Below are 25,692 nucleotides of genomic sequence, written 5' to 3'. Positions count from 1 at the left end.
GGCCCGCACCCGCCATCTCGATCTCACCCGGGCGAGGCCCCGGCGCGATGACCTCGACGCGGCCCGCCGCCCGAATCGCCTGCTCAACCGTGCCCATGTCCATGCCGAGCCACCCGGCAAGTGAACGCGTGTACTCGGCGCGCAGCGCACGGTCCTTGATGTGCGCGACGATTCCGGCCGAGGCCCTCAAGCCCTGGACGCGCCCCTCGGCGCTGCGCAGATCCATCTGAGACAGGACGGAGCGGATCGCGAACTCGAACAGGGGGATGCGTGAGTTCACCAGATCGACGATCGCCTGGTTACCCTCGGCCAGGCGCAGGTCGCAGGGATCCTGCCCGCCCGGGGCAACCGCCACGAATGTCTGTGCCGCGAAATTCTGGTCTTCCCCGTAGGCGCGCAGCGCCGCCTTGCGCCCGGCACTGTCCCCATCAAAGGTGAAAATCACCTCGGAGCCGTGCGCGCGCCCGCTCGACAAGACGACGCCGGCCGCCGGGTCCGCGTGGTCGCCCAGCAGGCGCCGGATGATACGCACATGCTCGGAACCGAACGCCGTGCCACACGTCGCCACCGCGTTCGTCACCCCCGCGACGTGTGCGGCCATGACGTCCGTGTACCCCTCGACGATGACGACCCGATGGTCCGTCACGATCGACTTTTTCGCCAGGTCCAACCCGTACAGCAGCTGCGACTTCTTGTAGATGGGCGTCTCGGGAGTATTCAGGTACTTGGGCGACTCCTTGTCGGCGTCGTCCAGTCGGCGCGCGCCAAACCCCACCGTCGCACCCGTAATATCGCGGATCGGCCACACCAGTCGGCCGCGGAAACGATCGTAGATGCCGCGGCTGCCCTGCGACCCCAGGCCCGCGATCTGGATCTCCTGATCCGTGAAGCCCTTGGAGCGCAGGTGGCGCGTCAGCGAATCCCACGAGGCCGGGGCATAGCCGACCCCGAAATGCTCACACATCGCCTGGTTGAAGCCGCGCTCAGCCAGGAACGTGCGCCCCCTGTGAGCCTCCTTGCTGCCCAGCTGCTTGCAGTAGAACTCTTCGGCCACGCGATGAGCGTCCAGGAGCCGCTGGCGCTTGCCCGGCTCCTCCGTGCGCACCCGCGTCCCGCCCTCCTCGTAGTGGAGGGTGATCCCCGCCTTCTGCGCGAGCATCTCCACGGCCTCGGTGAACGGCAGGTGGTCGATCTTTTGCACGAAGGAGATGACGTCGCCGCTCTCACCGCACCCGAAACAGTGAAACATGCCCAGGTGGGGGCGCACGTTGAAGGAGGGCGTGCGTTCGTCATGGAAGGGACACAGCCCCTTGAGGGAACCGATGCCAGCGGGTCGCAGCGCTACGTGCTCGCCAATGATCTCGTCGATCTTGATCGCGCTACGTACCGCTTCGATGTCGTCCTTGCGAATCAAACCCGCCATAATCTCAGTCTACCGATGCCCACCCACGTCTGCGTCCGATCACGCTCAGAGCTGCGACGACAGCATGCCGCACCAGCGGGCGTGCCACGCCGACGCCGACACGTCCGTGAGCGCCGCGACCTGATCGATGACGGCGCGCAAGCGNAAGGGCTTCACGCCCCGCGTCTCGAAGGGCGACATCGTCAAGCGTGGCGATGTCCTTGCCGAGGTCGATTGGGACGTCATCCGCGAGGCCGGCTACGACACCATCACCCCGATGGTCGTGACGAACAAGAAGAAGTTCGGCGAGATCACCCCCGCCGCTCCCGGCCCGGTCACCATCGGCCAGACCGTTGTGACGGTGGCTCCCAAGGAGGCGTGAGCGTCCCGGTATCTCACTGACGCTGTGGGGGTGGGCCGCAAGGCCCGCCCCCACACGTGTATCTGCCGGGTGTTCAACCGACGCCGACGCGCACACGCGTGTATAGAACATGCCGTCTCGCTGGAGTCCGGGTGCGACCCCATTGCATGGTTCCCCAACAACGTCGCACGTAATTCCCCTGTCAACCTTTCATACATTGAAATAGGGTCGTTGCAATTCCAACGTTTGTGCGTCATATCGAAAACTGACCCGGGGAAATTATGTGCAACTTTTGGGGGAGGCACCCGAGGTGGATGCCGGAGGTCCACCCGGACAGGACCCCATTGCATGGTTCCCCAACAATGTCGCACGTAATTCCCCTGTCAACCTTTCACACATTGAAATAGGGTCGTTGCAATTCCAACGTTTGTGCGTCATATCGAAAACTGACCCGGGGAAATTATGTGCAACTTTTGTGGGGGGATCCCTGACGTACATGCTGGCGGCCCGCACCCCGGCCTCGGGCGACACCCCGGAACAGGTCGAGAAACTCTAGGCCTCGGAGCCTTCAACGATGTCGAGGACCGCGCGCACCTGCTCGATGGTGAACTGACCGGGGGCGCTCCCCTCGGCACCGGGCAGGGTCGCAAACGTCGCAGCCGATCCGAGGGCGGAGCCGACCAGGCGCGTGGGTGCGCCGTGCTGCCCCATCGNCACCCCGGCCATGGGGGCCAGGACGACGGGTGTCCACAGGCGCAGCGGCCCCACGCGAAGAGGGGCCGCTGCGGACGAGGAGGCTATGGACAAATCAGCAGCCCAGGCGTTCGACCAGGTACGACTTGACCGTCTCGAGCGGGATGCGCACCTGCTCCATCGTGTCACGCTCACGGATGGTGACGGCGTGGTCCTCGATCGAGTCGAAGTCGTAGGTGACGCAGAAGGGCGTGCCGACCTCGTCCTGGCGGCGGTAGCGGCGTCCCACGGCGCCGGCGTCGTCGTAGTCGACGTTCCAGATGCCGCGCAGCTCGTCGGCCAGCTCCTGGGCGGGGCCGGTCAGCTCGGGCTTGCGGGACAGGGGCAGGACGGCAGCCTTGACGGGGGCCAGGCGCGGGTNCCGAAATCGGGCCCAGGACCTGCGTCTTTTCACCCAGGCGACGCAGCGCGGACGAATGCAGGATGCGCGCCCGGTCGCGCTCGAACTCCGTGCGGGCCGAGGACTTGTGCTCCTCGGGCACCCAGCGCTCGGAATCGGCCCTGCTGTACGGAACCGCCGCATCAGTGCCATCCACGCCTGGAATTACCACAGAAAACTCATTCACGAGGCCATGTTACGTGCCTCGCCGCCCGCTGGCCGCACAGTCTACTGGAACGACATCAAGGCCTCGTCACTGAAAGTAATTGAAACGAGTCGAGCTATTTCTGTGAGATACCCCGTCGGAACTTTCCTCGATTGCTCAAACATGCTAAATGTCGGATGTCGCATTCAGCGTCGAATCTCACCCACGGAAGGAGTCCCCCGTGTCCAACACGGCACAGGAAATCCTCGATGCGGTCGGTGGTCCCGGCAACATCACTCACTTTACCCACTGCGCGACGCGGCTACGCTTTGAGCTGCGCGACGCATCTATTATCGATAAGGACAGGGTCGAGGCCATCGACGGCGTTCTCGGAGCCGTCCCCCAGTCAGGCGACCGCTACCAGATCGTCATCGGCGGCGCCGTCCAGTCGGTCTTCAACGAGATCAACAACCTGCCCTCAATGAAGTCGGGCGCCACGGCCTCGAACGACGACGTCAAGGCCGCCGCCCGCGCGAAGGCACGCGGTAAGAACGCCATCGTCGACGCCTTCTTCGAGTACCTCTCCGACTCGTTCCGCCCCCTCCTGCCCGTCCTCCTCGGCGCGTCCCTGATCCTGGCGTTCCTGGCGGTCCTCGACGCCCTGCACATCGTCGACACCCGCGCGGAGACCATCCCCGCGTGGCTGGGCTACGTGAACTCCATGTGGCGCGCGGTCTTCTACTTCCTGCCCGCCATGGTCGCCTACAACGCGTCCAAGAAGCTGGACATCGACCCGTGGGTCGGCACAGCCGTCATCCTGTCGCTGCTCACCCCCAACTTCATCGGTCTGAGCAACGCTTCCTCGTTCGCTGAGACGACCTGTGAGCAGACTGCCCTGGGCACCGAGCAGTGCGTTACCCAGATCGCCTCACTTGAACCCCTGCTGTCCGCCTTCCCCATACTGAACAAAATCGACTTCTGGCTCCCCCTCATTGGACGAGTTACCTTCCCCCACAGCATCTCGCTCCAGCTGGCCGACTACGGCGGCCAGGTCTTCGTCCCGCTGCTGATGGTGCCGCTCCTAGCTCTGGTCTACAAGGGCCTGAAGAAGATCGTTCCTTCGAACGTCCAGATGGTGTTCGTCCCCTTCATCTCCTTCATGATCATCATGCCGCTGACCGCCTTCCTGATCGGCCCCCTGTCGATCTGGATCGGTAACGGCCTGGGTGGCGGCCTCGCCTGGCTCAACCACAACGCCCCCATCGTCTTCGCGATCATCATCCCGATCATCTACCCCTTCCTGGTGCCCCTCGGCCTGCACTGGCCGCTCAACGCCCTGCAGCTGGCCAACATCGCCTCGACGGGTTCGGACTTCATCCAGGGCCCCATGGGCGCGTGGAACTTCGCGTGCTTCGGCGCCACGGCCGGAGTTCTCTTCCTGTCGATCCGTGACCGCGACACCGACATGCGTCAGACGGCGTCCGGCGCCCTGGCCGCGGGCCTCTTCGGCGGTATCTCCGAGCCGTCACTGTACGGTATTCACCTGCGTTTCAAGCGCATCTACCCGCTCATGCTCACCGGCTGTGTCGTCGGCGGTCTGGTCATCGGCATCGGTGGCGGCGCCACCACGAACACCTTCGTGTTCACGTCGCTGCTGACGATCCCGGTCTTCACCCCCATGGCCGTCTACGGTCTGGGCATCCTGGCAGCGTTCACTACTGCTTTCCTGATGGTCGTCTTCTTCGACTACCGCACGAAGGAGCAGAAAGCTGAGGCGCGCGCGAAGAAGGAAGCCATGAAGGCCGGCGTCTCCGCCGACCCCGCCTCGGCTCCCGCCGTCGCTCCCGCAGCTGAGGCCGCCCCGGCTCNAGTGGGCGCGTCCCGCGTAGTGCTGGTTCTGGGTGCGCGCGTGCAGGGTGAGCGCGGCGGCACCCAGTTTTTGCGCACTCAGGGCGGCGTCGGTCGCGGTCTCGTGTTCGGCATCGATGCCGATGCGGATCTTGACGGTCACGGGGATTTCGCGCCCCGCGCGCTCCCCGGCCTCGTTTGAGGCGCGCACGACGGCACCCACGAGGTCGGTGAACAGATCGCGCTTCCAGGGCAGGGCCGCTCCCCCGCCCTTCTTCGTCACCTTGGGGACGGGGCACCCGAAGTTCAGGTCGATGTGGTCGGTGAGGTCGCGCTCGACGAGCATTGTCGCGGCGCGGGCCATGACGGCGGGGTTGACGCCGTAGAGCTGCAGGGAGCGCACGCGCTCGGCGGGGTCGGGGCGCACCATGTCCCAGGTGCGTTCGTTTTCTTCGATGAGGGCGCGGCTGGTCACCATCTCGGTGACGTACAGGCCGGCGGGCGCGTCCACGCGTGGGATGGCGACGTGGCGCGGTTCACCTGCGCCATCGCGCGGGTACTGAGGGGACGAGGCCGTGGCCCCCTCCCCCTTGTTGGTGGCCCACGTGGGGATGCCGGTGGGTCGCAGGTGGTCGGGCAGGCCCGACTCGCCCATGATGCGGCACAGGCGTCGGAAGGGCACGTCCGTCACCCCGGCCATGGGGGCCAGGACGACGGGTGTCCACAGGCGCAGCGGCCCCACGCGAAGAGGGGCCGCTGCGGACGAGGAGGCTATGGACAAATCAGCAGCCCAGGCGTTCGACCAGGTACGACTTGACCGTCTCGAGCGGGATGCGCACCTGCTCCATCGTGTCACGCTCACGGATGGTGACGGCGTGGTCCTCGATCGAGTCGAAGTCGTAGGTGACGCAGAAGGGCGTGCCGACCTCGTCCTGGCGGCGGTAGCGGCGTCCCACGGCGCCGGCGTCGTCGTAGTCGACGTTCCAGATGCCGCGCAGCTCGTCGGCCAGCTCCTGGGCGGGGCCGGTCAGCTCGGGCTTGCGGGACAGGGGCAGGACGGCAGCCTTGACGGGGGCCAGGCGCGGGTCCAGCTTGAGCACGACGCGCTTGTCGACGCCGCCTTTGGCGTTGGGGGCCTCGTCCTCGTGGTAGGCCTCGATGAGGAATGCCATGAGGGAGCGGGTCAGGCCCGCGGAGGGCTCGATGACGTAGGGGGTCCAGCGTTCCTTGGTGTTCGGGTCGAAGTAGTCGAGCTTCGCGCCGGAGGCCTCGGAGTGCACGGTCAGGTCGTAGTCGGTGCGGTTGGCGATGCCTTCAAGCTCGCCCCACTCGCTGCCCTGGAAGCCGAAGCGGTATTCCAGGTCGACGGTGCGCTTGGAGTAGTGGGAGAGCTTCTCCTTGGGGTGCTCGTACTCGCGCAGGTTCTCCGGGTCGATGCCGAGGTCCACGTACCAGGCCTTGCGGTAGTCGATCCAGTACTGGTGCCATTCCTCATCGGTGCCGGGCTCGCAGAAGAACTCGAGTTCCATCTGCTCGAACTCGCGGGTACGGAAGATGAAGTTGCCGGGCGTGATCTCGTTGCGGAAGGACTTGCCGATCTGGCCGATGCCGAACGGCGGCTTCTTGCGCGCGGCGTTCATGACGTTCGCGTAGTTGATGAAGATGCCCTGGGCGGTTTCGGGGCGCAGGTAGTGCAGGCCGGCCTCGTCGTCGACGGGACCCAGGTAGGTCTTGAGCAGGCCGGAGAAGGCGCGGGGCTCGGTCCACTGGCCGCGCACGCCGCAGGTCGGGCAGGCGAGGTCGGCGGTGGTCAGGGAGGACTCTTCGACGCCCTTCTTTTCGGCGAGCTCTTCGATGAGCTGGTCCTCGCGGGCGCGCTTGTGGCAGTTGAGGCATTCGATGAGCGGGTCGGTGAAGGCCTTGACGTGGCCGGAGGCGACCCACACTTCGCGCGGGAGGATGACGGAGGAGTCCAGGCCGACGACGTCGGCGCGGCGGCGGACCATGGCGTTCCACCAGGCGCGCTTGATGTTTTCCTTCAGTTCCACGCCGAGCGGGCCGTAGTCCCACGCGGAGCGGGTGCCACCGTAGATGTCACCGCAGGGGAAGACGAAGCCGCGGCGCTTGGCCAGGCTGATCACGTTGTCGAGGCGGGAGGGTCCCTTAGCCACTTGTCACTCCTTGAGTATCTGGGGCACGACTGGCTGTCGTGTCGCCATCGATACTAGTCGATAACTACTGCGTGGGGCTGTGTCGCACCGCTTGGGCGCCCATGGATCCCACCACAGGGTGCGCGCGGCTGGCACGAAGGAGCCCCGGCCTCGTTGAGTTGGCCTCGCCCCACGAGATTCCTGATCACCGCGTGGGATGCCAGCACACCGGTCGTACACTCGGCGACCTGTATTCGGGGCGCCGAGACTGGAAGCCTGCTCACCCCTGCGGCGCCCTCGCCCACGATCGACACGACACTCAGCCCAGTGTTCAGGATGGCCCTTCGGCGCGCTTCTCCCGGCGTGCACGCGGATAGGTTGAGTGTTCGCGGCCCATGTGGCGGCGATCGTGACTTCTCCCGGCGCGCACGCGGATAGGTTGTGAACATCCGGATAGGTTATGAGCATCCGAATAGGTTATGAGCATCCGGATAGGTTATGAGCATCCGGATAGGTTATTAACCTATCCACATCTTCGTAACCTATCCACATGCGCGCGAGTAGGCCCGTCAGGCAGGCCAGCATAGTGACGACGGCCGCCATGCAGGCCACAAACCCATCGAGACTTCACCCCGGTGCCTATAACGTTCAATGTCGCGCTCTCACGGGACACCGATCACGCTGAGGACCTTCCGACATCACACCATGACGGATGACGAGACGGCCATACACAGGGCACGATGAGGTAAGCATTTCATCCAGACAAACACGAACGCATCAAAGGGTGTTTTTCCGCGCAGCAAAGCCAAAATGTCAACACCCAGCAGCACGATACGCCCTCATTATTGGCGGCCACTACTGTCAGCGTCGACCTGCGACACCAGCGAGCCTCACCACCGTTCTACCCGCAACGCACCCGGTCTGATAACCCGAGAAGGAGCCCCGGCCTCGTCCCACGAGAAAAGGACGAGGCCGGGGCAGGGTCGAGGGGTCATGTTCCCCTGACGCGACAGGCGTTCAGTTGAGGCTGCGCAGGCGACCCGTGAAGGTCAGGCGCCACCCGGCGGCGGTGACTGCGAGAGTGATCAGGCCGAGGAGCCAGAAGGCGGGGTGCATCGGGGGAAGGTAGCCGGACTTGTGAACGAGCGTGAGGACCAGCCAGGTGACCGGACCGGCTATGCCAGCCAGGCCCAGCACAGTCGCCACGATAATGCCGAGGGCGACCATCCACGGGCCTCTACCATGGCGCGAGGCCGCACCGATCAGGCGTCCGGCCCCGTCGCAGGCGATCCAGGCGGCCACCACAAAGAGCCACGAGTCCACTCCGAGGGGGTACTCGAGGCTCCCCAGGAAGAACATGTGCGTCTGAGCCAGGGCAAGCACCCACCAGATCACACTGGCTATAGCGATAACGATGGCACTGTGCACGTAGGTCGAGCGTGCCAGGGTGCGGCGCGACGCGCCGCTCAGAGACGCCGCCCGCAGGTACGTCGTCGTCGTGATGATCTGTGCAATGAGGAGGTAGATGCCCGTCGAGAAGGCGGCGTTGACGGCGGCCTGATCGACGTGCCCCGAGAAGTCATCGGAGGTCGCATACATGATGGCGCTCACCGTGGAGTTAATGAGAAATTGACCGACGACAACCGAGGCGTACACTCCGAAAGCGAATCGCCAGTCGACCATTCCAAGTCGCCAGATCGAGGGCTGAGAAGAAACAGTGGGTGCGGTGCTCATTGGTCGTTCTCCTGGATGAGGTAGGCGAAGGCGTCCTGGAAGGAACAGGGCGATGCGCTGAGGCTATGGGCGGCAAGATCAGCCTCGGTGATGGAGGCGCCGCGCAGGTCCACGACGATCTCTCGCGTGGAGCCGAGCTCGCGGCTGGCGATGACGGCGAGGGCCGGGCGCTCTCCGAGGAAGCGCTCGACGTCGGAGGCGTGGCCCGTGACGGAGGTGACGCGGGCGGTGAAGTCGTCGACGCTCTCGTGGGCGAGGAGCTCGCTCTTCTTCAAGACGATGACGTCTTCGGCGACCTTCTCGAGTTCAGAGACCATGTGCGAGGAGATGAGGAAGCGGCGCTGCGGGCGCTTTCCCTCCATGACCTCCGCCGCCAGGGTGAGGACCTCCTCGTAGAGGGCGTATCGGGTGGGCACGTCCAGGGGCGCTTGAATCTCGTCGAGGAGGGTGAGGGGCGCGCCCGAGGCCAGGGCGATCGCGCCGGCGAAGACAGCTGCTTGGCCTGTGGAGAGCTTGCCGAGGGTCTTGCGGCGTTGGACCGGCAGGCTGAAGCTCTCGACATAGTGGGCGAAGAGAGCCTCGTCCCAGGTCGGGCGCAGACGGGCATATTGGACCAGGATAGTTGCGGGGACATCGTCGAGGTCTCGGCTGGACGAGGCCATGATCGAGCCGGTGAGCAGGTCGTCGGCACTGGCCTGGGTACCGTCGATGGAGATGCTCCCCGAGGTGGGGACCATCAGGCCGCCGAGGATCTGCATGAGCGTCGTCTTGCCCGAGCCGTTGGGGCCGACGAGGGCGGTGACGGTGGCGTCCCCTAGGGTGAGCGAGACATCGCGCAGCGCCGCCTCACTCTCTCCCGGATACGTGTAACTGATGGAGTTGAGGGTGATCATGAGTTGTCCTTGGCGGTCGTGTCGGCGCTGTAGGCGCGGACGTGGTCGATGATGGCGTCGAGGTCGAGGCCCAGGGCCAGGCCCGCTTCGACGGCGGGGTTGAGGGTCTCCTCCACGTAGGACGCGAGCCCGTCGGCCACGAGCGCGCGGCGGGCTCCTTCGGCGACGAACATGCCGATGCCGCGTCGCTTTTCTACGAGCCCTTCATCGACGAGGATCGCGAAGGCCTTGCCGACGGTGGCCGGATTGATGCGGTAGGTCGCGGAGTATTCCGTGGTGGAGGTGAGCTGGTCCCCGGCGCGCAGGGCGCCGCGCAGGATCTGCGCGCGGATGTCGTCGGCGATCTGCAGGTAGATCGGGATCCCCGAGATGAATGTGGGTGCCATGCGCAAGTCCTCCGGCTTCAGTGGTTCATTACATGACTAATGAACCATAGAACCAGTTAACCTGTCAAGCGGTCTCACCACACGAACCTCGCATTCCTCCCCCCGTGCCCACACCACCCCTACCCACGCCCACCACAACGAACCCGCTCCCCAAAAAAGTCGCACGTAATTCCCCTCGGTCAGTTTTCAACACCGTCCATAAACATTGCAATTCCAACGACCACATTTCACTATTTGAAAGGTTTACATGGGAATTACGTGCGACATTGTCAGGGAACTACAGCCATCCCCTAAAGTCGCACATAATTCACCTCGGTCAGTTTTCGACACAGCTCACAAACGTTACAATCCCAACGACCATATTTTAAAGTTCAAAAGGTTTACATGGGAATTACGTGCGACATTGTTGGGAAACTATGCCCGCAACGCCCGCGCCCGCGCCCGCGATGCCGGATCCACATCAGCACGTCAACTGGCCGCCCCACGAACACAGCACCCCGCCTCACCCCCTCGCGCCCGAACGCAGAAATAGCCCCGGCCTCGTCCCACGGGGATAAGGGACGAGGCCAGGGCCGGGTCAGAGCGTCAGCGCAGGCGCGCTCACTCCTTGACAGCGCCGGCGGTCAGACCGGACACAATGTACTTCTGCAGGTACTGGAACAACAGGATCACAGGGACAGCCGCGATCACAGAGCCGGCGGCGAAGATGCCCCACGGGGCAGTACGCGAGTCAGCGGCCCACATGTACATGCCGACAGCCAGCGTGAACTGACTCTGATCCTGCAGGACGACCTTCGCGATCACGAAGTCACCAAGCGAGGAGATAAAGCTCAGCAGACCGACGACCGCCAGAACCGGGCGAACCAACGGCATAATGATCGTCCAGAAGGTCTGAGCGTGCGTCGCACCATCAATCATGGCTGCTTCGTCCAGCGAACGCGGAATCGAGTTGAAGAAACCATAAAGTAGGAAGGTGTTCGACCCAAGCGCGCCGCCCAAGTAGACGCAGATAAGACCCAGCTTCGAGTTCAGGCCCAACACCGGGAAAATGTCCTGAATTCCCAAAAGGAGCAGGAAGAGAGCCACAAAAGCCAACATCTGCGGGAACATCTGCACCAGCAGCAAGCCGGTAAGGGTCGCTCGACGGCCCCTGAAACGGAAGCGACTGAACGCATACGCGGCTGCTGCACCCATGAGGACAGTACCAATAGCTGTAGCCGTCGAAACAATCAGAGAGTTGAGAACCCACGACCAGTAAGCCGAGTACTTACCCGAACCCAGGGCAGCAAAGTTATCAAAAGAGATCTTCTCAAACAGGCTATTTGAACCCGTCAGCGTCGCGTTAGGATTCAGGGAGACCGACAGAACGTACAGCAAGGGAATGATACAGTAGACGATGGTCACGATGGCGACGATGTGTCGCCAGCCAACCTCAGCCCACCAGCGCCCACCACTCAGGGACGACGAACGGTACGTAGGAGGCATCGCACCGTGCCCGTAGGCGGCAGCGCGGTATTGATTGGCCACTGTTGTATTACTGCGCATCACAGCTCCTCAAGTGTCTTGGTCTGGCGGAAACCGAGCCACGCGATCACGCCAACGACGATGAAGATGATGATCGACATGGCCGAGGCCAGGCCGTAGTCCGCGGAACCCGAATCGATCGCGATCTTGTAGACCATGGAGATCAGGATGTCGGTCTGGCCAACATCCATACCCGGATAGTTCGGTCCACCCTTGGTCAGCATGTAGATCAGCGAGAAATTATTGAAGTTGAACGCGAAGGAAGCAATCAACAGCGGCACGGTCGACTGCAGGACGAGGGGCAGCTTAATGGACCACACAGTGCGCAGGCCTGAAGCACCGTCGATCTTCGCGGCTTCCTCAACGTCGCTCGGCAGGGACTGCAAGGCGCCCAGGCAGACGAGGAACATGTAGGGGAAACCCAGCCACAGATTGACACCCAGGATCGACACTTTCGCCAGAAGCGGATCGTCAAGCCACGGAACTTTCGTACCACCGAGGAACACGTTGTTGACGAAGCCGAACTCCTCATTGAGCATGCCCTTCCACACCAGCGTAGCCAAGAAGGCCGGGAAAGCATAAGGAAGGATCATCAGCGACTGATAGATCTTGCGGCCCTTAATGCGCTTGTCCGAGAAAACAAGACCGAGGATCAGACCGAGCGCGAAGGTGGAGAGAACGGACACTGCGGCGAAGACGAAGGACCAGACAAGCGCCTTCAGGAAGGGACCTGCCAGATCGCCGCGTGTGAACATGTTGCGGTAGTTGTCGAAACCGACGAAGACACGCCAACCTGGATCGATCGCGTTACCGTCGGCATCAACGTAGGCGCCGATCTTGTCGTTCGCCGTGTACACGACACCCGTTTCGACATCCGTCAGCGTATCGGCAGCTGCATCGTACGTTTTGTTGTACTTCACCTCGTAGGCACTCGTACCGTCATCGGTTTTGTAGCTGCCGTCGTTGACGTCCTGAGAAACCTGGACCCTCAGCTTAGCGACTTCAGTCTGCACATCAGGCTTGAGGATGTCAGCGATCGTGAGGACTTTGTAGCCTGCGACCTCCGTGATCATGCCCGCAGCGTACGCTCCATCGACGTCGTGCATCGGGGTATGTTCGGTGCCCACCTGGATGGCACCCGTCTCGCGATCAGCGATGGCCAGCCCGTAGCCTGATGCATCCTCGACGACCGCGGCCGGCATGGTCTCGGCGCCGGGGGCACGCTCTTCGGCCGCAATCAGGATCGAGTGAAGTGCGTCTTCCTTAGTCGAGTTGTGTCCATTGCCGTAGTTCGTGAAGGACACGTAACCCGTGTACCCCATGACGAACACCTGGTAGATAAGCAGGAACACCATGCCGGGAACAAGGTACTTCGCGGGGATCATCCGCTTCGAGAAGTACACCCAGTTCAGGGCAAGGAGCAGCACGACCAGGACGGCGAGCACGGCCCACGACTCAACCATGTAGGCGGTGAACATGCCGTACAGCCCCAGGGCGTCGATCAGCATCATCAGGATGAGCTTTGCGAAGAAACCGGGCCTGGTCACTTCGCTCGCATGCGAGGCCTTAGGCCTCGCCTTCTTGTTTTCTGTAGCCTTCGCTGGCTCAGACATCGTTTCCTCCACACGCGCGCGTTCGCGCACCTTTGCAGCGTACCGCCCATCGGCGGGTAAAGAGTTGACACCGTGGTGCTGTGACACCCACAGGCGCCGGTGGCCCGGTTGGTGGTGTTCGCCCGTCACGCTGGGCGGGCGAACACCACCACCGTATGGCGTTGAGGTCAGTAACTATGAGCGGGAAAGGTAGTCTCCGCTCCGGCCACCTCACTTAGCGGCAATCGAACTCTCGACGTTGCCGATCATCGTGGCCCAACCCTCATCAGGGGTCTCGGTGCCAGAAACGATGTTGGCCTCGGTCTGGCCCCAGAAGTTCCAGACCTTGTTCATCGCCGGGATGGCCGGAGCAAGCGCACCGGACTCGGCGACCTTCGAGAAGTCCTTGATGTCCTGGTCATCCGAACCGGAGGCGACCGACGGCATCGCAGATGCGCGACCGCCGAGCTTCTGCATCTCAGTCTGGGCCTCGGGGGTGGCCAGGTAGTTGAAGAACTGCTTGGCAGCCAGGGTGTTGGTGGACTTGGCGCTCTGGGAGAACATCTGGACACCAACGAAGGGCTGCGCGGCCTGCGAGCCGGCGGCGGGGACGGGCAGGACAGAGACGTCCATTCCGGCCGAGCGGAAGGCAGCGACGTTCCAGGGGCCGGTCACCGTGTAGGCTGCCGCACCATCAAGGAACTTCTGTTTAGCGACGTCACCGTCGATGGACGTCGAGAGGATGCCCGCATCGCCCTGGGCCTTGAGCCATTTGGCGAAGTCGGTGCCGCCGGAGCCGCCCATGGCTAGATCGGAGGTGTATTCACCCGCATCGTTGGTCTTGAAGACGGGGGCGCCGAAAGAAGTCTGGAAGCCGTAGAAGTGGTACGGGTCGCCCTTATCACCCATCTGGATAATGAAGGGGTACTGAGCACCGGAGGTCTTGCCGGATGCAATCATGTCGTCGAAGGTGGTCGGGGTGTCCTTGGTAAGCGCGTTGTTGCGCACCAGGGCGACGGACTCGACGGCGTAGGGAACACCGTATGTCTTGCCATCGTAGGTAACGGCTTTGAGAGCAACATCAGAGAAGTTCGACGCGCTTTCGCCCAGATCAACGGGAGCAACAACACCGTTGGCAACGAACGATCCGAGCTTATCGTGTGCCATCACGATCAGGTCCGGGCCATTACCGGTGGGGACCTGCGTGGTGAACTCGGTGTCCATGTCAGTCTGAGACTTCTGTACGACGTTCACAGCCACGTTCGTGGCTTTGGTGAACTCTTCCGCGATGGACTGAACCTGAGTGAAACGGGTGTCGTCTGCCCAGATCGTAAGAGTCGCCGACGCATCACTGCCCTTGTTGGCAGCCGACGAGTTCGACGATGGGGAAGGGGTGGTGTTGCCACTGCAGGCGGCCAGAGCGGTAACCGCCGCAAGGGCACCGAGTGCTGCGATGCCACGTCGCATGTTTACTCCTGTGTTGGTCGGGCCGGTCGCCTCCATCAGCGACCCGCTAGCTACCACTTTAATACGTCCATTTTTGTTTCTGCAACAATTTTTCAAATTGTGGGCAAGCTGTTACATTTGTAGGGATCTGTCGCACTGACACGCCCGAAGGAGAGTTGAGTCGATGACGAAAAACCGCACGAGTATGGCTGACATTGCCGCCCACGCCGGCGTCTCGACCGCGACAGTATCACGCGTCTTCAATGGCGTGGGACAGGTGTCCACGGACACGCGTCGCAAGGTTCTTACCGCCATTGACGAGCTGGGATACGACCGACCTGCTCCCGAGCGCACCCCAAACACGCCAACGATTGGGGTTATCGTCCCGGAACTCACGAACCCAATTTTCGCATCCTTTACCCACCGTCTCCAGGAGGGAGTATCGCGGGCCGGGGGCATCACGCAAATCCGCACACAGACGCCCGGTGCGACCTCTGAGGTCGACCACCTGTCTTCACTTCTTGATCATCGAGTGAGCGGTCTCATCTTTCTCTCCGGTCGACATGCAGACCATTTAGCGGACCTTGGTCCCTACCATGAGCTTTTGGAACGCTCAATCCCATTCGTGACGATTAACGGCACTAGACCTGAAATTCCAGCTCCGGATTTTTCGACGGACGACGCGCTCGGTATCCGCACGGCGGTCGCTCACCTTCACGAGTTGGGCCACACGCGCATCGCCCTGATCACAGGACGCACGCATATCGTTCCAGCGCAGCGCAAGGCGGACGCCTTCACGCTGATCATGGAGGAACTGGTTGGCGAGCGCTCCCCCATCATTGAGGAGACCTTCTACACCTACGAGGCCGCCGCGGCGCGAACGCCCGGCCTCCTCGAACGGGGGGTCACAGCAATTGTCACTGGCTCAGACCTGCAAGCCATCGGCGCCATCGACGCGATCAGGTCGATGGGCCTTTCCGTCCCCGAGGACATCTCGGTCATTGGCTTCGACGACTCCTTCCTCATGTCCCACCTGAGCCCGAGCCTGACCACGATTCACCAGCCGGTTACCTCGATCGTCACCTCAGCTGTGGACACCCTCTTTGGCGCCATGGCCACGCCCGACTACGTTTCAACTCACGCCGATCACCTTTTTCCGCCGGACCTGGTCGTGCGCGCAACGACCGCGCCGATCAGCTAGCAACTCCGACCGGCAGGTCCGCGTCGCGAGAATGATTTGACATTGATTCTCATAACTGTGGAGAATGATTCTCATGTCGAAGAGATTCCTCGCCGCCGCCTGTGCGGCCGCCACAGCGCTCGCACTGTCCGCTTGTTCCTCCACCGCTCCCTCGAGTACCAGCGGAGCCAAGGATGGCACCCTGACCGTTATGGCCTCCTTCTATCCCCTGCAGTATCTGGCTGAAAAGATCGGCGGCGAACACGTGACCGTCACCTCGCTGACCCCCGCCGGCGCAGAGCCCCACGACCTCGAACTCTCCCCCAAGACGGTCGACGCCTTGTCCTCCGCGGACGCTGTCATCTACCTCGCTGGCTTCCAAAGCGCGGTCGACGAGGCTATCGAGCAGCAAGCTCCCAAGACCGTCATCGACGTCTCCCCCGCCGTCCAACTGGTGGAAGCAGGTGTCGACGCGAACCACCCCTCCGAGGAGGAGGACGAGGACACCGACGAAACACAGTCCAGCGAGGCCGATGGCCACGAGGACCATCACCATGACATGAGCGCAGACCCGCACTTCTGGCTAGACCCCGTGCGCATGGCAAACGCCGCCACCCTGGTGGGCGACAAGCTCGCCGAAGCCAACCCGGCCAACGCCGAAATGTACAAGACCAACGCCAAGGCCCTCAAGGACGAACTCACCTCCCTGGGCAACGACCTCGTCTCCAAGACCTCGACCTGCCAGATCAAGACATTCGTCACCGCACACACTGCCTTCGGCTACCTCGCCGACCGCACCGGCCTGACCCAGGTAGGCATCTCGGGCCTCGACCCCGACTCCTCCCCCTCACCCGCGCGACTCGCCGAGATCAGCCAGATCGCCAAGGACCAGGGCGTGACGACCATCTTCACCGAGGCACTGATCGATCCCAAGATTGCCCAGACCCTGGCCGACGACCTCGGAATCACGACAGCAGTCCTCGATCCGATCGAGTCCCAAACAGATCCCTCCAAGGATTACTCCGGAGTCATGAACGACAACATCAACGCCCTCACGAAAGCGCTCAACTGCCAGTGACATCTGATCCGTCTACGACGCAACACGCGGGTGCCCCACTCTTCGGGGCACCCGCCGTCGTGCGCCTTGATAACCTACACGTCGCGTGGGACACCGACCTGATCCTGCACGGAATCACCCTGACGATCCCCGCCGGACAAACGGTCGCCATCACAGGCTCGAACGGCTCGGGTAAATCTACGACCGTGAAGGCACTCCTGGGCACAGCCCCCATCACGAGCGGCGATGCCCAGCTCTTTGGGCGTTCGATCACCACGCGTCGGCGTGTGCCTTGGAAAAAGATCGGCTACGTGCCCCAACGCATTTCCTCGGGCGGGGCCGTCAACTCCAGCGCTATCGAGGTCGTGCGCTCCGGCCTGCTCGGGCCTCGTCGCCTGTGGGCGATGCCCGGGGACACGGCCCGCGCGATGGATGCTCTCGAGCGCGTCGGCATGGCCCACCGCGCCCACTCCCCCATGAATATCCTCTCGGGTGGCCAGGCCCAGCGCGTCCTCATCGCGCGCGCCCTCGNTAGAACATCTGGACACCAACGAAGGGCTGCGCGGCCTGCGAGCCGGCGGCGGGGACGGGCAGGACAGAGACGTCCATTCCGGCCGAGCGGAAGGCAGCGACGTTCCAGGGGCCGGTCACCGTGTAGGCTGCCGCACCATCAAGGAACTTCTGTTTAGCGACGTCACCGTCGATGGACGTCGAGAGGATGCCCGCATCGCCCTGGGCCTTGAGCCATTTGGCGAAGTCGGTGCCGCCGGAGCCGCCCATGGCTAGATCGGAGGTGTATTCACCCGCATCGTTGGTCTTGAAGACGGGGGCGCCGAAAGAAGTCTGGAAGCCGTAGAAGTGGTACGGGTCGCCCTTNGTCTTGCACGAGCTCGGCGAACTTGGCCCCCTCCTGGACCGCGAGCTCCACATCAGCGCCGGCCACGTCTCCTACGACGGCGCCCCCCACATCGACGACGACCACGAGCAGCACCACGGCGGCGGCGACCACTGCCACCCCTCAGAGGCCACCGCACCCTCCCAGGGCGACCACGGCCTCGTCAGCGGAATCTGGACAGGAGACACGCATGATTGACGCACTGACCACGCTACTGTCCTCGCCGATGATGCAGCGTTCCCTCCTGGCCGCGCTCATCGTCGGACTGACGGCGCCGATCATCGGCACCTACCTCGTCCACCGCAGACTCGCGATGCTCGGCGACGGCATCGGGCATATCTCCCTGACCGGCGTTGCCCTGGGTTGGCTGGCTGGCGCATTCGCGAACGTGTCCCCGGCGGACTCGTGGGCGGTACCCGGAGCCGTGATCATTTCCCTGCTCGGGGCGATTGCGATCGAATTGGTCCGCCAAAGCGGACGCACCTCTGGCGACACGGCTCTGGCCATGCTCTTTTACGGCGGCATTGCGGGCGGCGTTCTCCTCATTGGACTGGCGGGCGGCACCTCCGCACAGCTCAACTCCTACCTGTTCGGATCGATTTCGACCGTGCGATGGAGCGACATCACGCTCATCACGATCCTCGGCGCGGCCATCGTGATACTCGGCGTGGGGCTGGCCCCCGCGCTCTTCTCGGTCACCAACGACGAGGACTTTGCGCGCTCCACGGGGCTACCCGTGCGCACGCTGTCCCTCCTCATCGCGGTCTTGTCGGCCCTCACGGTCGCAGTCGCGATGCGTGTCGTCGGCTCGCTCCTGGTCAGCGCCCTCATGGTCATCCCCGTTGCGATCGCGCAGCTGGGTGCCCGTTCTTTCCGCTCGACGATGGGTATCGCCATGGTGCTCGGCGTCCTCATCTGCACATGCGGACTCTCCCTGACCTACTTCGTGGATCTGTCGCCCGGCGCGACGATCGTTGTGGGCGCTATCGGCCTCTACGCGATCGGGTTTATGATCAGGGCGGCCCTGGATCGCATACGCAGGGTACGCAGGCTGCGCGTTGCACGCGCCCACAACCAGCACCCCGAGCGGGCGGGGACCCAGTGAGGCACCACAAGGAAGGCAGATCCATGCAACGCATGACCAAGCAGCGTCAGGCAGTCCTCGACGAACTCACGCGCGTCGCTGACTTCCGCTCCGCTCAGCAGATTTTCGAGGACCTGCATTCCCAGGGGCAGCGCGTGGGCCTGGCGACCGTGTACCGTTCATTGCAAGGACTCGCCGAGGACGGGCGCGTTGATACGCTGCGTTCTACCGAAGGCGAGACTCTCTACCGTAACTGCGCGAGCGAGCACCATCACCACCACCTGGTGTGTCGCAAGTGCGGCTTCACGGAGGAGATCGAGCAGTCGCAGATTGAGTCCTGGGTAATGAGCGTGGCGATGACGCACGGGTTTGCTGATGTTGAGCACTCGCTTGAACTCTTCGGCGTGTGCACCCAGTGCCAGATGAAGGCCGCCGAAAGCTAAGGCCTGTTGGCATCACGGGGTAGCGCTCTGCGTTTTTTCGTCGGTATATTAGGATGGGCTTTGTTTGGTTAACCGTCCGCTGGAGGGTTTTGTGTATACTGCAGGAATCAGCAACATGGTCCCGACCTTCGCTCGCGAAGGCATCTGGCTGTTCCCTTTCCTCTTCATGGTTGTCTTGTCCCGCGCACAGATGACCTATTGGCTCGGTCGAGCCGCGGCCTCTGGCGCCGTTCGCGCTTCGGGCCGTTCGGGCTTCCTGGGTTCCATCGCCCGTTGGTTTGAGGGGCCGGTTCCACGCAGGGGAGCGGCGTTGCTGGACAAGTGGGGCATCATTGTGATTCCCCTGTGTTTCCTGACGGTTGGGGTCCAGACGGCGGTCAACGCTGGCGCCGGCTTGGTGCGTATGCGTTGGAGCACCTACACGATCGCGATGATTCCCGGTTGCATCCTGTGGGCGCTGCTTTACGGCCTCGGGACGCTTGCGTTGTTTGTCGCGGTTCTCCGCGCGATCGCCGGCTCCCCGTGGGCTTGGGCGGCCTTGGGCGTCGTTGTCTGCCTGATCGCAGCGAAGGTGGTGTGGGGGCGCCGCAAGCGCGCAAGCAACGCTCCCTCCCTCCAGCAGGAGCAGGCTTAGGCCTGCGGGACGCGGTCGACTGCTCCACCGAAGCGGCGTTCTCGCCCTGCGTATTCTTCGAGACACCCCCAGAGTTCTTCGCGGTCGAACGCGGGCCAAGGGGTGTCGACGAACGTCATTTCGGCGTAGGCCATCTGCCAGAGCAGGTAGTTGGACAGGCGTTGCTCCCCGGACGTGCGGATCATGAGATCGACGTCCGGTACGTTGGGCAGGTAGAGGTGGCGTGCGAAGGTTTTTTCGGTGACGCCGCGCGGACTCATGCGTCCCGCTGCCACGGCTTCGGCGATGGACCTTGCAGCGTCGGTCAGCTCCGCGCGCCCACCGTAGTTGACGCACATGATCAGGTCCAGGGTGTTGCAGTGGGAGGTAGCGCGATCCGCTTTTTCTAGGGCTTTGATGACGCTTGTCCACAGGCGTGGGCGCCGCCCACTCCAGCGCACGTGTACGCCCCAGTCGGCCAGCTGGTCGGTGCGTCGCGCGAGCACGTCGGAGGCATAGTTCATGATGAAGGAGACTTCGGCGGGTGAACGCTTCCAGTTTTCGGTGGAGAACGTGTAGACGCTCAGGTAGCGTACGCCCGCATCGATGGCGCCTGCGATGGTGTCCATGAGGGCGTATTCCCCGGCGCGATGTCCCTCGGTGCGCGCGAGGCCCCGGGAGTTTGCCCAACGCCCGTTTCCATCCATGATGAGGGCGACGTGCGCGGGCACTTCTCCCTTCGCGAAGGTGGGGGCGGGAACATGCCACTGGCCGGGGCCGAGGAGAGGGGCTGCAGGGTCTGCGGGGGCACGGTCCATGGGGGTGGGTCGTTGGGTCGTCATGGGTGGGTCCTGTCGATGAGGGTCAGGGAGCGTAGGCGCCTCTCGAGGTGCCATTGAGTGTAGGAGGAGATAAGGCCCGAGGCCTCGGTGCGCGCGTAGGTTTCGCAGCGGTCAGCGTGCGCCCAGTCTCCGCTGAGAAGTTGGCCGAGCAGGTCAACGGTGTCGGGAGCTGGGGAGGACGCGCCGGGAGGGCGGCAGGTGTCGCATACAATTCCGCCATCGGGGATAGAGAAGGATGAGTGGGGGCCGTGTGCGCCGCATGTGGCGCAGTCGAAGCATGAGGGGGCCCAACCTGCGAGTGCAAGGGCACGCAGCGTGTAGGAGGTGCGGATGAGGGTGGGGTCGTGACGTTCGCGCGCGAGCGCATTGAGGGCGCCGATGAGGAGCAGATATTGGGAGTGGGTTCCGTCGTTGGCGTCTGCGGTGAGTCGCTGCGCGGTTTCGACGACGACGGTGGCGGTCAGGTAGAGGTCGTAGTCGGAGGCGATGGCGTCGCCGTATTGGGCGATGGAGGCGACTTGGGTGAGCGTGTCGAGGGTGCGGCCTCGGTGGAGCTGGGCATCGATGACGGAGAAGGGTTCGACGCGGGCGCCGAACTTGGAGGTTGTTTTGCGCACGCCTTTGGCGATGGCGCGAACCTGCCCGTGTTCGGCGGTGAGCAGGGTGATGATGCGGTCAGCTTCGCCCAGTTTGTGGGTGCGCAGGACGATCGCTTCGTCTCGATAGGACTTCATCACGATGCCATTGTGTCACGGGTACGAGGCCGTGGTGGCGTGGGTTTGGTGGCGTCGCGTAGAGCGAAATTTCTTGTGAAGTGTACTGTCACATTCTTCGACAAGTGCATCTGTGGGCGTTGTCAACAAAGTGTGAGAAACTGACAGCGTGGTCGGTCTAACAGCCGACAAGGAGTTTTCGAGTAGATAGTTTTCTCGTAACTGGTTATGGTTTATTCATAACCGTCGAAGGAAGGAAACATATGGCTCCCCCGATTGATGCCCGCGAAAAGCTTGGCACCGCACTGCGCCACGCCCTGAAACAAACACCACTGTCAAAGATCTCTGTCAGCGCACTGACACGCGCTGCTGGAGTCACCCGACAAGCGTTCTACTACCACTTCAATTCCCTGAACGACCTCAATGCTTGGGTTTTTCGCGAGGAAGTCACATCGCGACTGACCACCAGTTCGGGAGAATGGCTTGACGCCGTCGAAGCAACAATGATGTGGATGCATGAACATCGCGACGAAACCGCCGCCGCCATGAAGACGATCGAAGCCAACGACCTGTGGGCTTTCCTCGTCTCGAACGCCCAGGAACTCATCGAGTCCCGCCTGCCCGGCTCAGCCTCGGCCACCGCGCGCGACGTCGTGGCCCAGCATTTCGCCCTGGCCACCGCCGCCCACATGGCCCAGTGGATGCTCTCCGGCCTGGAAGTTAACCCTTCCCTCGCAATCGCCCGCATGCGCGTCCTTATGACCGACCAAACCACTCCCGCTCTGGCACGACTGGCCAACTAACACGTTCACCTCACCAGCCGCGCGAGGATACATACCTATACCCCGGCCTCGTCCCCATCGACGAGGCCGGGATTGTCATCCCCACGCGCAACACACCCCTGTGACAGTAGACCACGACCAACAACCTGACCGAATAAAATATATAACGCCTACGACAACCCCCATCAAAGGCTCCAGAATCACTCACAACGTTTAAACACAAACAAATACCACATATTGATACCGGTCAGACTTTGGTGCAATAGCGCCCAAAAAAACGAGTACGAACAAGTGAAGAGCGACGCACTGTACATTCGAGCAACTGTATCTAGGCCCGGGATTTCGCGGTTCCGCACTCTGACATGTATAGTTCGCTCGTAACCTCTCTCTGACCGTCGATGAGGACCACCGATGCCCCACCCCGNTGGCGACGCCGGTGCCGCGGTCGTTGTGGGGGTGGACGGACAGGGCCACGTACTCGCGGCGGCTCAGGTTGCGGCTCATCCACTCGATCTGGTCCGCGAACACGTTGGGTGTGGCGCGCTCGACCGTGGAAGGCAGGTTGAGCACGATCTCGCGCCCCTCGCCCGGCTCCCACACGTCCATAACGGACTCGCACACCTCAAGAGCGAATTCGAGTTCCGTATCGACAAAAATCTCCGGGGAGTACTCGAAACCAAAAATGGTCTCATCACCCAGCCGTTTCTCCGCCTGCGCGATAACCTCGCGCGCGCCAAACTGCGCAAGCTCAACCGTCTGAGCCTTATCCGCATGGAAAACAACCTCGCGGAACACAGGCGCAGTTGCATTGTAGAGGTGAACAGTGGCGCGCGGGAAGCCGACCATGGCCTCGACCGTGCGCTCAATCAGCTCCGGGCGCGACTGGGTCAGCACCGAAATGGTCACGTCTTCGGGAACCGCGTCATCCTCGATCAGGGAGCGCACGAAGTCGAAATCAGTCTGCGAGGCAGAAGGGAAACCAATCTCGATCTCCTTGAACCCCAGCTTGATGAGCAGATCATACATGCGGCGCTTGCGCACCGGATCCATCGGCTCAATGAGCGCCTGGTTGCCGTCACGCAGGTCAGTGGACATCCACCGAGGAGCCTTCGTGATCCGCTTAGATGGCCACTGGCGGTCCGGCAGATCAATAGGGTTGGTATCCAGGAACGCGCGGTACTTGCCAATCGGCATGCGCGAGCCGGCGGGGACAGGGACGCTGGATGTAGTCTTCACACCTCGTAGTCTATCGGCGGCGCTTTGCCCATGAGACAAGCCTGCGCATACTGGACGTGAGATCCGGCGCGGTCGCCTGCGTTGCGGTTTTTGTCGCACGCTCAGGCCATTGGAACACATTGCGCGCGTGAAGTGCCGTCACTGACGGCGCTCATATGTCATGATAATTAGGTCCAATGTCCCACACAACGACGCGCGGAGCAGTCATGACCCCCTTGTTGTTAGCTCAATCCTTTACCCCATCGACGACGTCCGTCGCAGGCAACGTTTTCCTCACGGCCATCGTGGGCCTCCTCCCCCTCATCCTCTTCTTCGTCCTCATGGGTGTCTTCAAGGTCGCCACCCACTGGTGCGCGATCATCTCGCTTGTCACCTCGCTCGTCATCGCGGTCCTCGCCTTCAAAATGCCCGTGGGCATAGCCCTCCTGGCCGGCACGCAGGGCGCGGCGATGGGCTTCATGCCGATCATCTACATCATCATCGCGGCCGTGTGGCTCTACAACCTCACCGAGAAGTCGGGGCGCAGCTCCGACCTGAAGGCCGTCTTCAACACGATCGGCCGCGGCGATCAGCGCGCACAAGCACTCATCGTCGCCTGGAGCTTCTGCGGCCTGCTCGAGGGCCTGGCCGGTTTCGGCGCTCCCGTTGCCATCACCTGTGCCATGCTCGTGACCCTCGGCGTCCCGAAGATCAAGGCAGCCGTCGTGGCCGTCGTCGGCAACGCCATCAACGTCGGCTTCGGCGCCATGGCCATCCCCACCACGACCGCCGGCAGGCTCGCTGACGCCGAGCCCGTCGTCGTCGCCGGCGACATGGGTCACCTGACGTGGATCTTCTGCCTGTTCATCCCCTTCCTCATGCTGTTCATCCTGGACGGCTCCCGAGGCGTGCGCCAACTCTGGCCCCTCGCCCTCGTCGCGGGCGCAGCCGCNAAGCTCCAAGGAATGCGCCGTCGACATCAGGTAGGCGACACCACCCTTACCGGACTGCGAATTCACGCGAACCACAGCCTCGTAGGAACGACCCACATCATGCGGATCGATCGGCAGATAAGGCAGCTCCCACACGACGGCATTCTCGTCGCCGCCCGCCGCGTCCACCTTCGTCTTGCGGGCCGCAAAACCCTTCTTAATCGCGTCCTGGTGCGAACCAGAGAAACTCGTGTAGACGAGGTCACCAACGTAGGGAGCACGCGGAGACGTCTCCATCTGCGTGCAGTGCTCGACCGTGCGACGGATAGCGTCCACGTCCGAGAAATCGATGCCCGGATCGATGCCCTGGCTGAACAGGTTCAAGCCCAGGGTCACCAGGTCCACGTTGCCAGTGCGCTCGCCCTGGCCCAGCAGACAGCCCTCAATACGATCCGCGCCGGCCAGGAGCGCCAGCTCGGCGGTGGCGACGCCGGTGCCGCGGTCGTTGTGGGGGTGGACGGACAGGGCCACGTACTCGCGGCGGCTCAGGTTGCGGCTCATCCACTCGATCTGGTCCGCGAACACGTTGGGTGTGGCGCGCTCGACCGTGGAAGGCAGGTTGAGCACGATCTCGCGCCCCTCGCCCGGCTCCCACACGTCCATAACGGACTCGCACACCTCAAGAGCGAATTCGAGTTCCGTATCGACAAAAATCTCCGGGGAGTACTCGAAACCAAAAATGGTCTCATCACCCAGCCGTTTCTCCGCCTGCGCGATAACCTCGCGCGCGCCAAACTGCGCAAGCTCAACCGTCTGAGCCTTATCCGCATGGAAAACAACCTCGCGGAACACAGGCGCAGTTGCATTGTAGAGGTGAACAGTGGCGCGCGGGAAGCCGACCATGGCCTCGACCGTGCGCTCAATCAGCTCCGGGCGCGACTGGGTCAGCACCGAAATGGTCACGTCTTCGGGAACCGCGTCATCCTCGATCAGGGAGCGCACGAAGTCGAAATCAGTCTGCGAGGCAGAAGGGAAACCAATCTCGATCTCCTTGAACCCCAGCTTGATGAGCAGATCATACATGCGGCGCTTGCGCACCGGATCCATCGGCTCAATGAGCGCCTGGTTGCCGTCACGCAGGTCAGTGGACATCCACCGAGGAGCCTTCGTGATCCGCTTAGATGGCCACTGGCGGTCCGGCAGATCAATAGGGTTGGTATCCAGGAACGCGCGGTACTTGCCAATCGGCATGCGCGAGCCGGCGGGGACAGGGACGCTGGATGTAGTCTTCACACCTCGTAGTCTATCGGCGGCGCTTTGCCC

General features: G+C 62.9%; 18 protein-coding genes and 11 pseudogenes. 11 read left to right on the top strand and 18 right to left on the bottom strand.

Translation table 11 applies throughout. The features are described from left to right. The coding region (dnaG, locus tag BQ7477_RS04955; protein ID WP_073983040.1) for a DNA primase at positions 1 to 1,423 on the bottom strand (1,423 nt) is incomplete at its 3' end. A gap of 45 nt (positions 1,424 to 1,468) precedes the next feature. After that, positions 1,469 to 1,567, bottom strand: a pseudogene (locus BQ7477_RS11470) (hypothetical protein); the annotation flags it as partial. Between the two features lies 1 nt (position 1,568). Between BQ7477_RS11470 and BQ7477_RS04950 the strand changes: the two are divergent. Then, positions 1,569 to 1,784, top strand: a pseudogene (locus tag BQ7477_RS04950) (PTS glucose transporter subunit IIA); the annotation flags it as partial. Between the two features lie 531 nt (positions 1,785 to 2,315). Here BQ7477_RS04950 and BQ7477_RS04945 read toward each other — a convergent pair. From BQ7477_RS04945 to BQ7477_RS12365, 3 genes and pseudogenes are all read right to left on the bottom strand, one after another. Continuing rightward, positions 2,316 to 2,489, bottom strand: a complete 174-nt coding sequence (locus BQ7477_RS04945) for a type I 3-dehydroquinate dehydratase (protein WP_478209460.1) — start codon at positions 2,487 to 2,489, stop codon at positions 2,316 to 2,318. A gap of 82 nt (positions 2,490 to 2,571) precedes the next feature. Next, positions 2,572 to 2,874: pseudogene (locus BQ7477_RS04940) on the bottom strand (His/Gly/Thr/Pro-type tRNA ligase C-terminal domain-containing protein); the annotation flags it as partial. Between the two features lie 4 nt (positions 2,875 to 2,878). Beyond that, a pseudogene (locus tag BQ7477_RS12365) lies at positions 2,879 to 3,082 on the bottom strand (deoxyguanosinetriphosphate triphosphohydrolase); the annotation flags it as partial. 199 nt (positions 3,083 to 3,281) lie between these two features. On the opposite strand from BQ7477_RS12365, the pseudogene BQ7477_RS04935 reads away from it, so the two are divergent. Continuing rightward, positions 3,282 to 4,958 (top strand): annotated as a pseudogene (locus tag BQ7477_RS04935) (PTS transporter subunit EIIC); the annotation flags it as partial. Here the strand turns inward: BQ7477_RS04935 and BQ7477_RS04930 are convergent. The 8 genes and pseudogenes from BQ7477_RS04930 to BQ7477_RS04895 form a co-directional block, all read right to left on the bottom strand. Further along, a pseudogene (locus tag BQ7477_RS04930) lies at positions 4,911 to 5,588 on the bottom strand (tRNA dihydrouridine synthase); the annotation flags it as partial. The pseudogenes BQ7477_RS04935 and BQ7477_RS04930 sit on opposite strands and share 48 nt — an antisense overlap. An 82-nt stretch (positions 5,589 to 5,670) precedes the next feature. Continuing rightward, positions 5,671 to 7,059 carry a glycine--tRNA ligase gene (locus BQ7477_RS04925; RefSeq protein ID WP_073983039.1) on the bottom strand — a complete coding sequence of 463 codons (1,389 nt, stop codon included), beginning with the start codon at positions 7,057 to 7,059 and terminating at the stop codon, positions 5,671 to 5,673. A 996-nt stretch (positions 7,060 to 8,055) separates the two neighbouring features. Then, complete coding sequence (locus BQ7477_RS04920) at positions 8,056 to 8,772, bottom strand: hypothetical protein (protein WP_073983038.1); 717 nt, start codon at positions 8,770 to 8,772, stop codon at positions 8,056 to 8,058. After that, on the bottom strand, positions 8,769 to 9,665 hold the full coding sequence (locus BQ7477_RS04915; RefSeq protein WP_073983037.1) for an ATP-binding cassette domain-containing protein: 897 nt from the start codon (positions 9,663 to 9,665) through the stop codon (positions 8,769 to 8,771). Before BQ7477_RS04915 ends, BQ7477_RS04920 begins: the two co-directional genes overlap by 4 nt. Continuing rightward, complete coding sequence (locus BQ7477_RS04910; protein ID WP_073983036.1) at positions 9,662 to 10,051, bottom strand: GntR family transcriptional regulator; 390 nt, start codon at positions 10,049 to 10,051, stop codon at positions 9,662 to 9,664. The genes BQ7477_RS04915 and BQ7477_RS04910 overlap by 4 nt, the downstream gene beginning before the upstream one ends. Before the next feature lie 600 nt (positions 10,052 to 10,651). Continuing rightward, on the bottom strand, positions 10,652 to 11,536 hold the full coding sequence (locus BQ7477_RS04905) for a sugar ABC transporter permease (protein ID WP_073983520.1): 885 nt from the start codon (positions 11,534 to 11,536) through the stop codon (positions 10,652 to 10,654). Between the two features lie 59 nt (positions 11,537 to 11,595). Continuing rightward, entirely contained in the window at positions 11,596 to 13,188 is a 1,593-nt protein-coding gene (locus BQ7477_RS04900) for an ABC transporter permease subunit (RefSeq protein ID WP_073983035.1), read from the bottom strand. Positions 13,189 to 13,398: 210 nt separating this feature from the next. Continuing rightward, positions 13,399 to 14,634 (bottom strand): sugar ABC transporter substrate-binding protein, encoded by a 1,236-nt coding sequence (locus BQ7477_RS04895; protein ID WP_073983034.1) that lies wholly within the window; start codon positions 14,632 to 14,634, stop codon positions 13,399 to 13,401. A 163-nt stretch (positions 14,635 to 14,797) separates the two neighbouring features. Between BQ7477_RS04895 and BQ7477_RS04890 the strand changes: the two genes are divergently transcribed. From BQ7477_RS04890 to BQ7477_RS11460, 3 genes and pseudogenes are all read left to right on the top strand, one after another. Continuing rightward, positions 14,798 to 15,814: a LacI family DNA-binding transcriptional regulator gene (locus BQ7477_RS04890; RefSeq protein WP_073983033.1), complete on the top strand. Its 1,017-nt coding sequence runs from the start codon at positions 14,798 to 14,800 to the stop codon at positions 15,812 to 15,814. Between the two features lie 64 nt (positions 15,815 to 15,878). Next, positions 15,879 to 16,871 carry a metal ABC transporter solute-binding protein, Zn/Mn family gene (locus BQ7477_RS04885; protein WP_073983032.1) on the top strand — a complete coding sequence of 331 codons (993 nt, stop codon included), beginning with the start codon at positions 15,879 to 15,881 and terminating at the stop codon, positions 16,869 to 16,871. A gap of 59 nt (positions 16,872 to 16,930) precedes the next feature. Further along, positions 16,931 to 17,386 (top strand): annotated as a pseudogene (locus BQ7477_RS11460) (metal ABC transporter ATP-binding protein); the annotation flags it as partial. Here the strand turns inward: BQ7477_RS11460 and BQ7477_RS11455 are convergent. Next, positions 17,385 to 17,726 (bottom strand): annotated as a pseudogene (locus BQ7477_RS11455) (extracellular solute-binding protein); the annotation flags it as partial. The pseudogenes BQ7477_RS11460 and BQ7477_RS11455 sit on opposite strands and share 2 nt — an antisense overlap. A gap of 4 nt (positions 17,727 to 17,730) precedes the next feature. On the opposite strand from BQ7477_RS11455, the gene BQ7477_RS04870 reads away from it, so the two are divergent. The 4 genes from BQ7477_RS04870 to BQ7477_RS04855 all read left to right on the top strand — a co-directional run bounded on the left by BQ7477_RS04870 (position 17,731) and on the right by BQ7477_RS04855 (position 19,906). Then, the gene (locus tag BQ7477_RS04870) at positions 17,731 to 17,943 is read left to right on the top strand and encodes a hypothetical protein (RefSeq protein ID WP_073983031.1); all 213 of its coding nucleotides are present in this window, start codon (positions 17,731 to 17,733) and stop codon (positions 17,941 to 17,943) included. After that, positions 17,936 to 18,850: a metal ABC transporter permease gene (locus BQ7477_RS04865; RefSeq protein WP_073983030.1), complete on the top strand. Its 915-nt coding sequence runs from the start codon at positions 17,936 to 17,938 to the stop codon at positions 18,848 to 18,850. The genes BQ7477_RS04870 and BQ7477_RS04865 overlap by 8 nt, the downstream gene beginning before the upstream one ends. Before the next feature lie 23 nt (positions 18,851 to 18,873). Then, positions 18,874 to 19,272: a Fur family transcriptional regulator gene (locus BQ7477_RS04860; protein ID WP_073983029.1), complete on the top strand. Its 399-nt coding sequence runs from the start codon at positions 18,874 to 18,876 to the stop codon at positions 19,270 to 19,272. Positions 19,273 to 19,363: 91 nt separating this feature from the next. Further along, on the top strand, positions 19,364 to 19,906 hold the full coding sequence (locus tag BQ7477_RS04855; protein ID WP_073983028.1) for an SNARE-associated domain-containing protein: 543 nt from the start codon (positions 19,364 to 19,366) through the stop codon (positions 19,904 to 19,906). Here BQ7477_RS04855 and uppS read toward each other — a convergent pair. Then, the gene (gene uppS / locus BQ7477_RS04850) at positions 19,903 to 20,727 is read right to left on the bottom strand and encodes a polyprenyl diphosphate synthase (RefSeq protein WP_073983027.1); all 825 of its coding nucleotides are present in this window, start codon (positions 20,725 to 20,727) and stop codon (positions 19,903 to 19,905) included. The two genes, BQ7477_RS04855 and uppS, sit on opposite strands and share 4 nt — an antisense overlap. Next, positions 20,724 to 21,461 carry a DNA repair protein RecO gene (recO, locus tag BQ7477_RS04845; RefSeq protein ID WP_073983026.1) on the bottom strand — a complete coding sequence of 246 codons (738 nt, stop codon included), beginning with the start codon at positions 21,459 to 21,461 and terminating at the stop codon, positions 20,724 to 20,726. Before recO ends, uppS begins: the two co-directional genes overlap by 4 nt. Positions 21,462 to 21,703: 242 nt before the next feature. Here recO and BQ7477_RS04840 point away from each other — a divergent pair, with 242 nt between their 5' ends. Continuing rightward, positions 21,704 to 22,243, top strand: a complete 540-nt coding sequence (locus BQ7477_RS04840; protein ID WP_073983025.1) for a TetR/AcrR family transcriptional regulator — start codon at positions 21,704 to 21,706, stop codon at positions 22,241 to 22,243. A gap of 405 nt (positions 22,244 to 22,648) precedes the next feature. Here the strand turns inward: BQ7477_RS04840 and BQ7477_RS04835 are convergent. Beyond that, positions 22,649 to 23,458, bottom strand: a pseudogene (locus BQ7477_RS04835) (2-isopropylmalate synthase); the annotation flags it as partial. Between the two features lie 206 nt (positions 23,459 to 23,664). Between BQ7477_RS04835 and BQ7477_RS04830 the strand changes: the two are divergent. Further along, positions 23,665 to 24,387: pseudogene (locus BQ7477_RS04830) on the top strand (L-lactate permease); the annotation flags it as partial. A gap of 3 nt (positions 24,388 to 24,390) precedes the next feature. Here BQ7477_RS04830 and BQ7477_RS04825 read toward each other — a convergent pair. Continuing rightward, positions 24,391 to 25,662, bottom strand: a pseudogene (locus tag BQ7477_RS04825) (2-isopropylmalate synthase); the annotation flags it as partial. Between the last annotated feature and the right edge of the window lie 30 nt (positions 25,663 to 25,692).

It is taken from the genome of Actinomyces bouchesdurhonensis, assembly GCF_900128465.1.
Lineage (GTDB): Bacteria > Actinomycetota > Actinomycetes > Actinomycetales > Actinomycetaceae > Pauljensenia > Pauljensenia bouchesdurhonensis.
Note: the sequence above shows the minus strand (reverse complement) of the source record. Positions and strands in the feature narration are given on the sequence as shown.

Excerpts from the sequence above, each read along its gene's own strand:
- BQ7477_RS04920 (WP_073983038.1), bottom strand. The coding sequence starts at position 8,772 with ATGAGCACCGCACCCACTGTTTCTTCTCAGCCCTCGATCTGGCGACTT.
- BQ7477_RS04915 (WP_073983037.1), bottom strand. The coding sequence starts at position 9,665 with ATGATCACCCTCAACTCCATCAGTTACACGTATCCGGGAGAGAGTGAG.
- BQ7477_RS04910 (WP_073983036.1), bottom strand. The coding sequence starts at position 10,051 with ATGGCACCCACATTCATCTCGGGGATCCCGATCTACCTGCAGATCGCC.
- BQ7477_RS04905 (WP_073983520.1), bottom strand. The coding sequence starts at position 11,536 with ATGCCTCCTACGTACCGTTCGTCGTCCCTGAGTGGTGGGCGCTGGTGG.
- BQ7477_RS04900 (WP_073983035.1), bottom strand. The coding sequence starts at position 13,188 with ATGTCTGAGCCAGCGAAGGCTACAGAAAACAAGAAGGCGAGGCCTAAG.
- BQ7477_RS04895 (WP_073983034.1), bottom strand. The coding sequence starts at position 14,634 with ATGCGACGTGGCATCGCAGCACTCGGTGCCCTTGCGGCGGTTACCGCT.
- BQ7477_RS04890 (WP_073983033.1), top strand. The coding sequence starts at position 14,798 with ATGACGAAAAACCGCACGAGTATGGCTGACATTGCCGCCCACGCCGGC.
- BQ7477_RS04885 (WP_073983032.1), top strand. The coding sequence starts at position 15,879 with ATGATTCTCATGTCGAAGAGATTCCTCGCCGCCGCCTGTGCGGCCGCC.
- BQ7477_RS04865 (WP_073983030.1), top strand. The coding sequence starts at position 17,936 with ATGATTGACGCACTGACCACGCTACTGTCCTCGCCGATGATGCAGCGT.
- BQ7477_RS04860 (WP_073983029.1), top strand. The coding sequence starts at position 18,874 with ATGCAACGCATGACCAAGCAGCGTCAGGCAGTCCTCGACGAACTCACG.
- uppS (WP_073983027.1), bottom strand. The coding sequence starts at position 20,727 with ATGACGACCCAACGACCCACCCCCATGGACCGTGCCCCCGCAGACCCT.
- recO (WP_073983026.1), bottom strand. The coding sequence starts at position 21,461 with ATGAAGTCCTATCGAGACGAAGCGATCGTCCTGCGCACCCACAAACTG.
- BQ7477_RS04840 (WP_073983025.1), top strand. The coding sequence starts at position 21,704 with ATGGCTCCCCCGATTGATGCCCGCGAAAAGCTTGGCACCGCACTGCGC.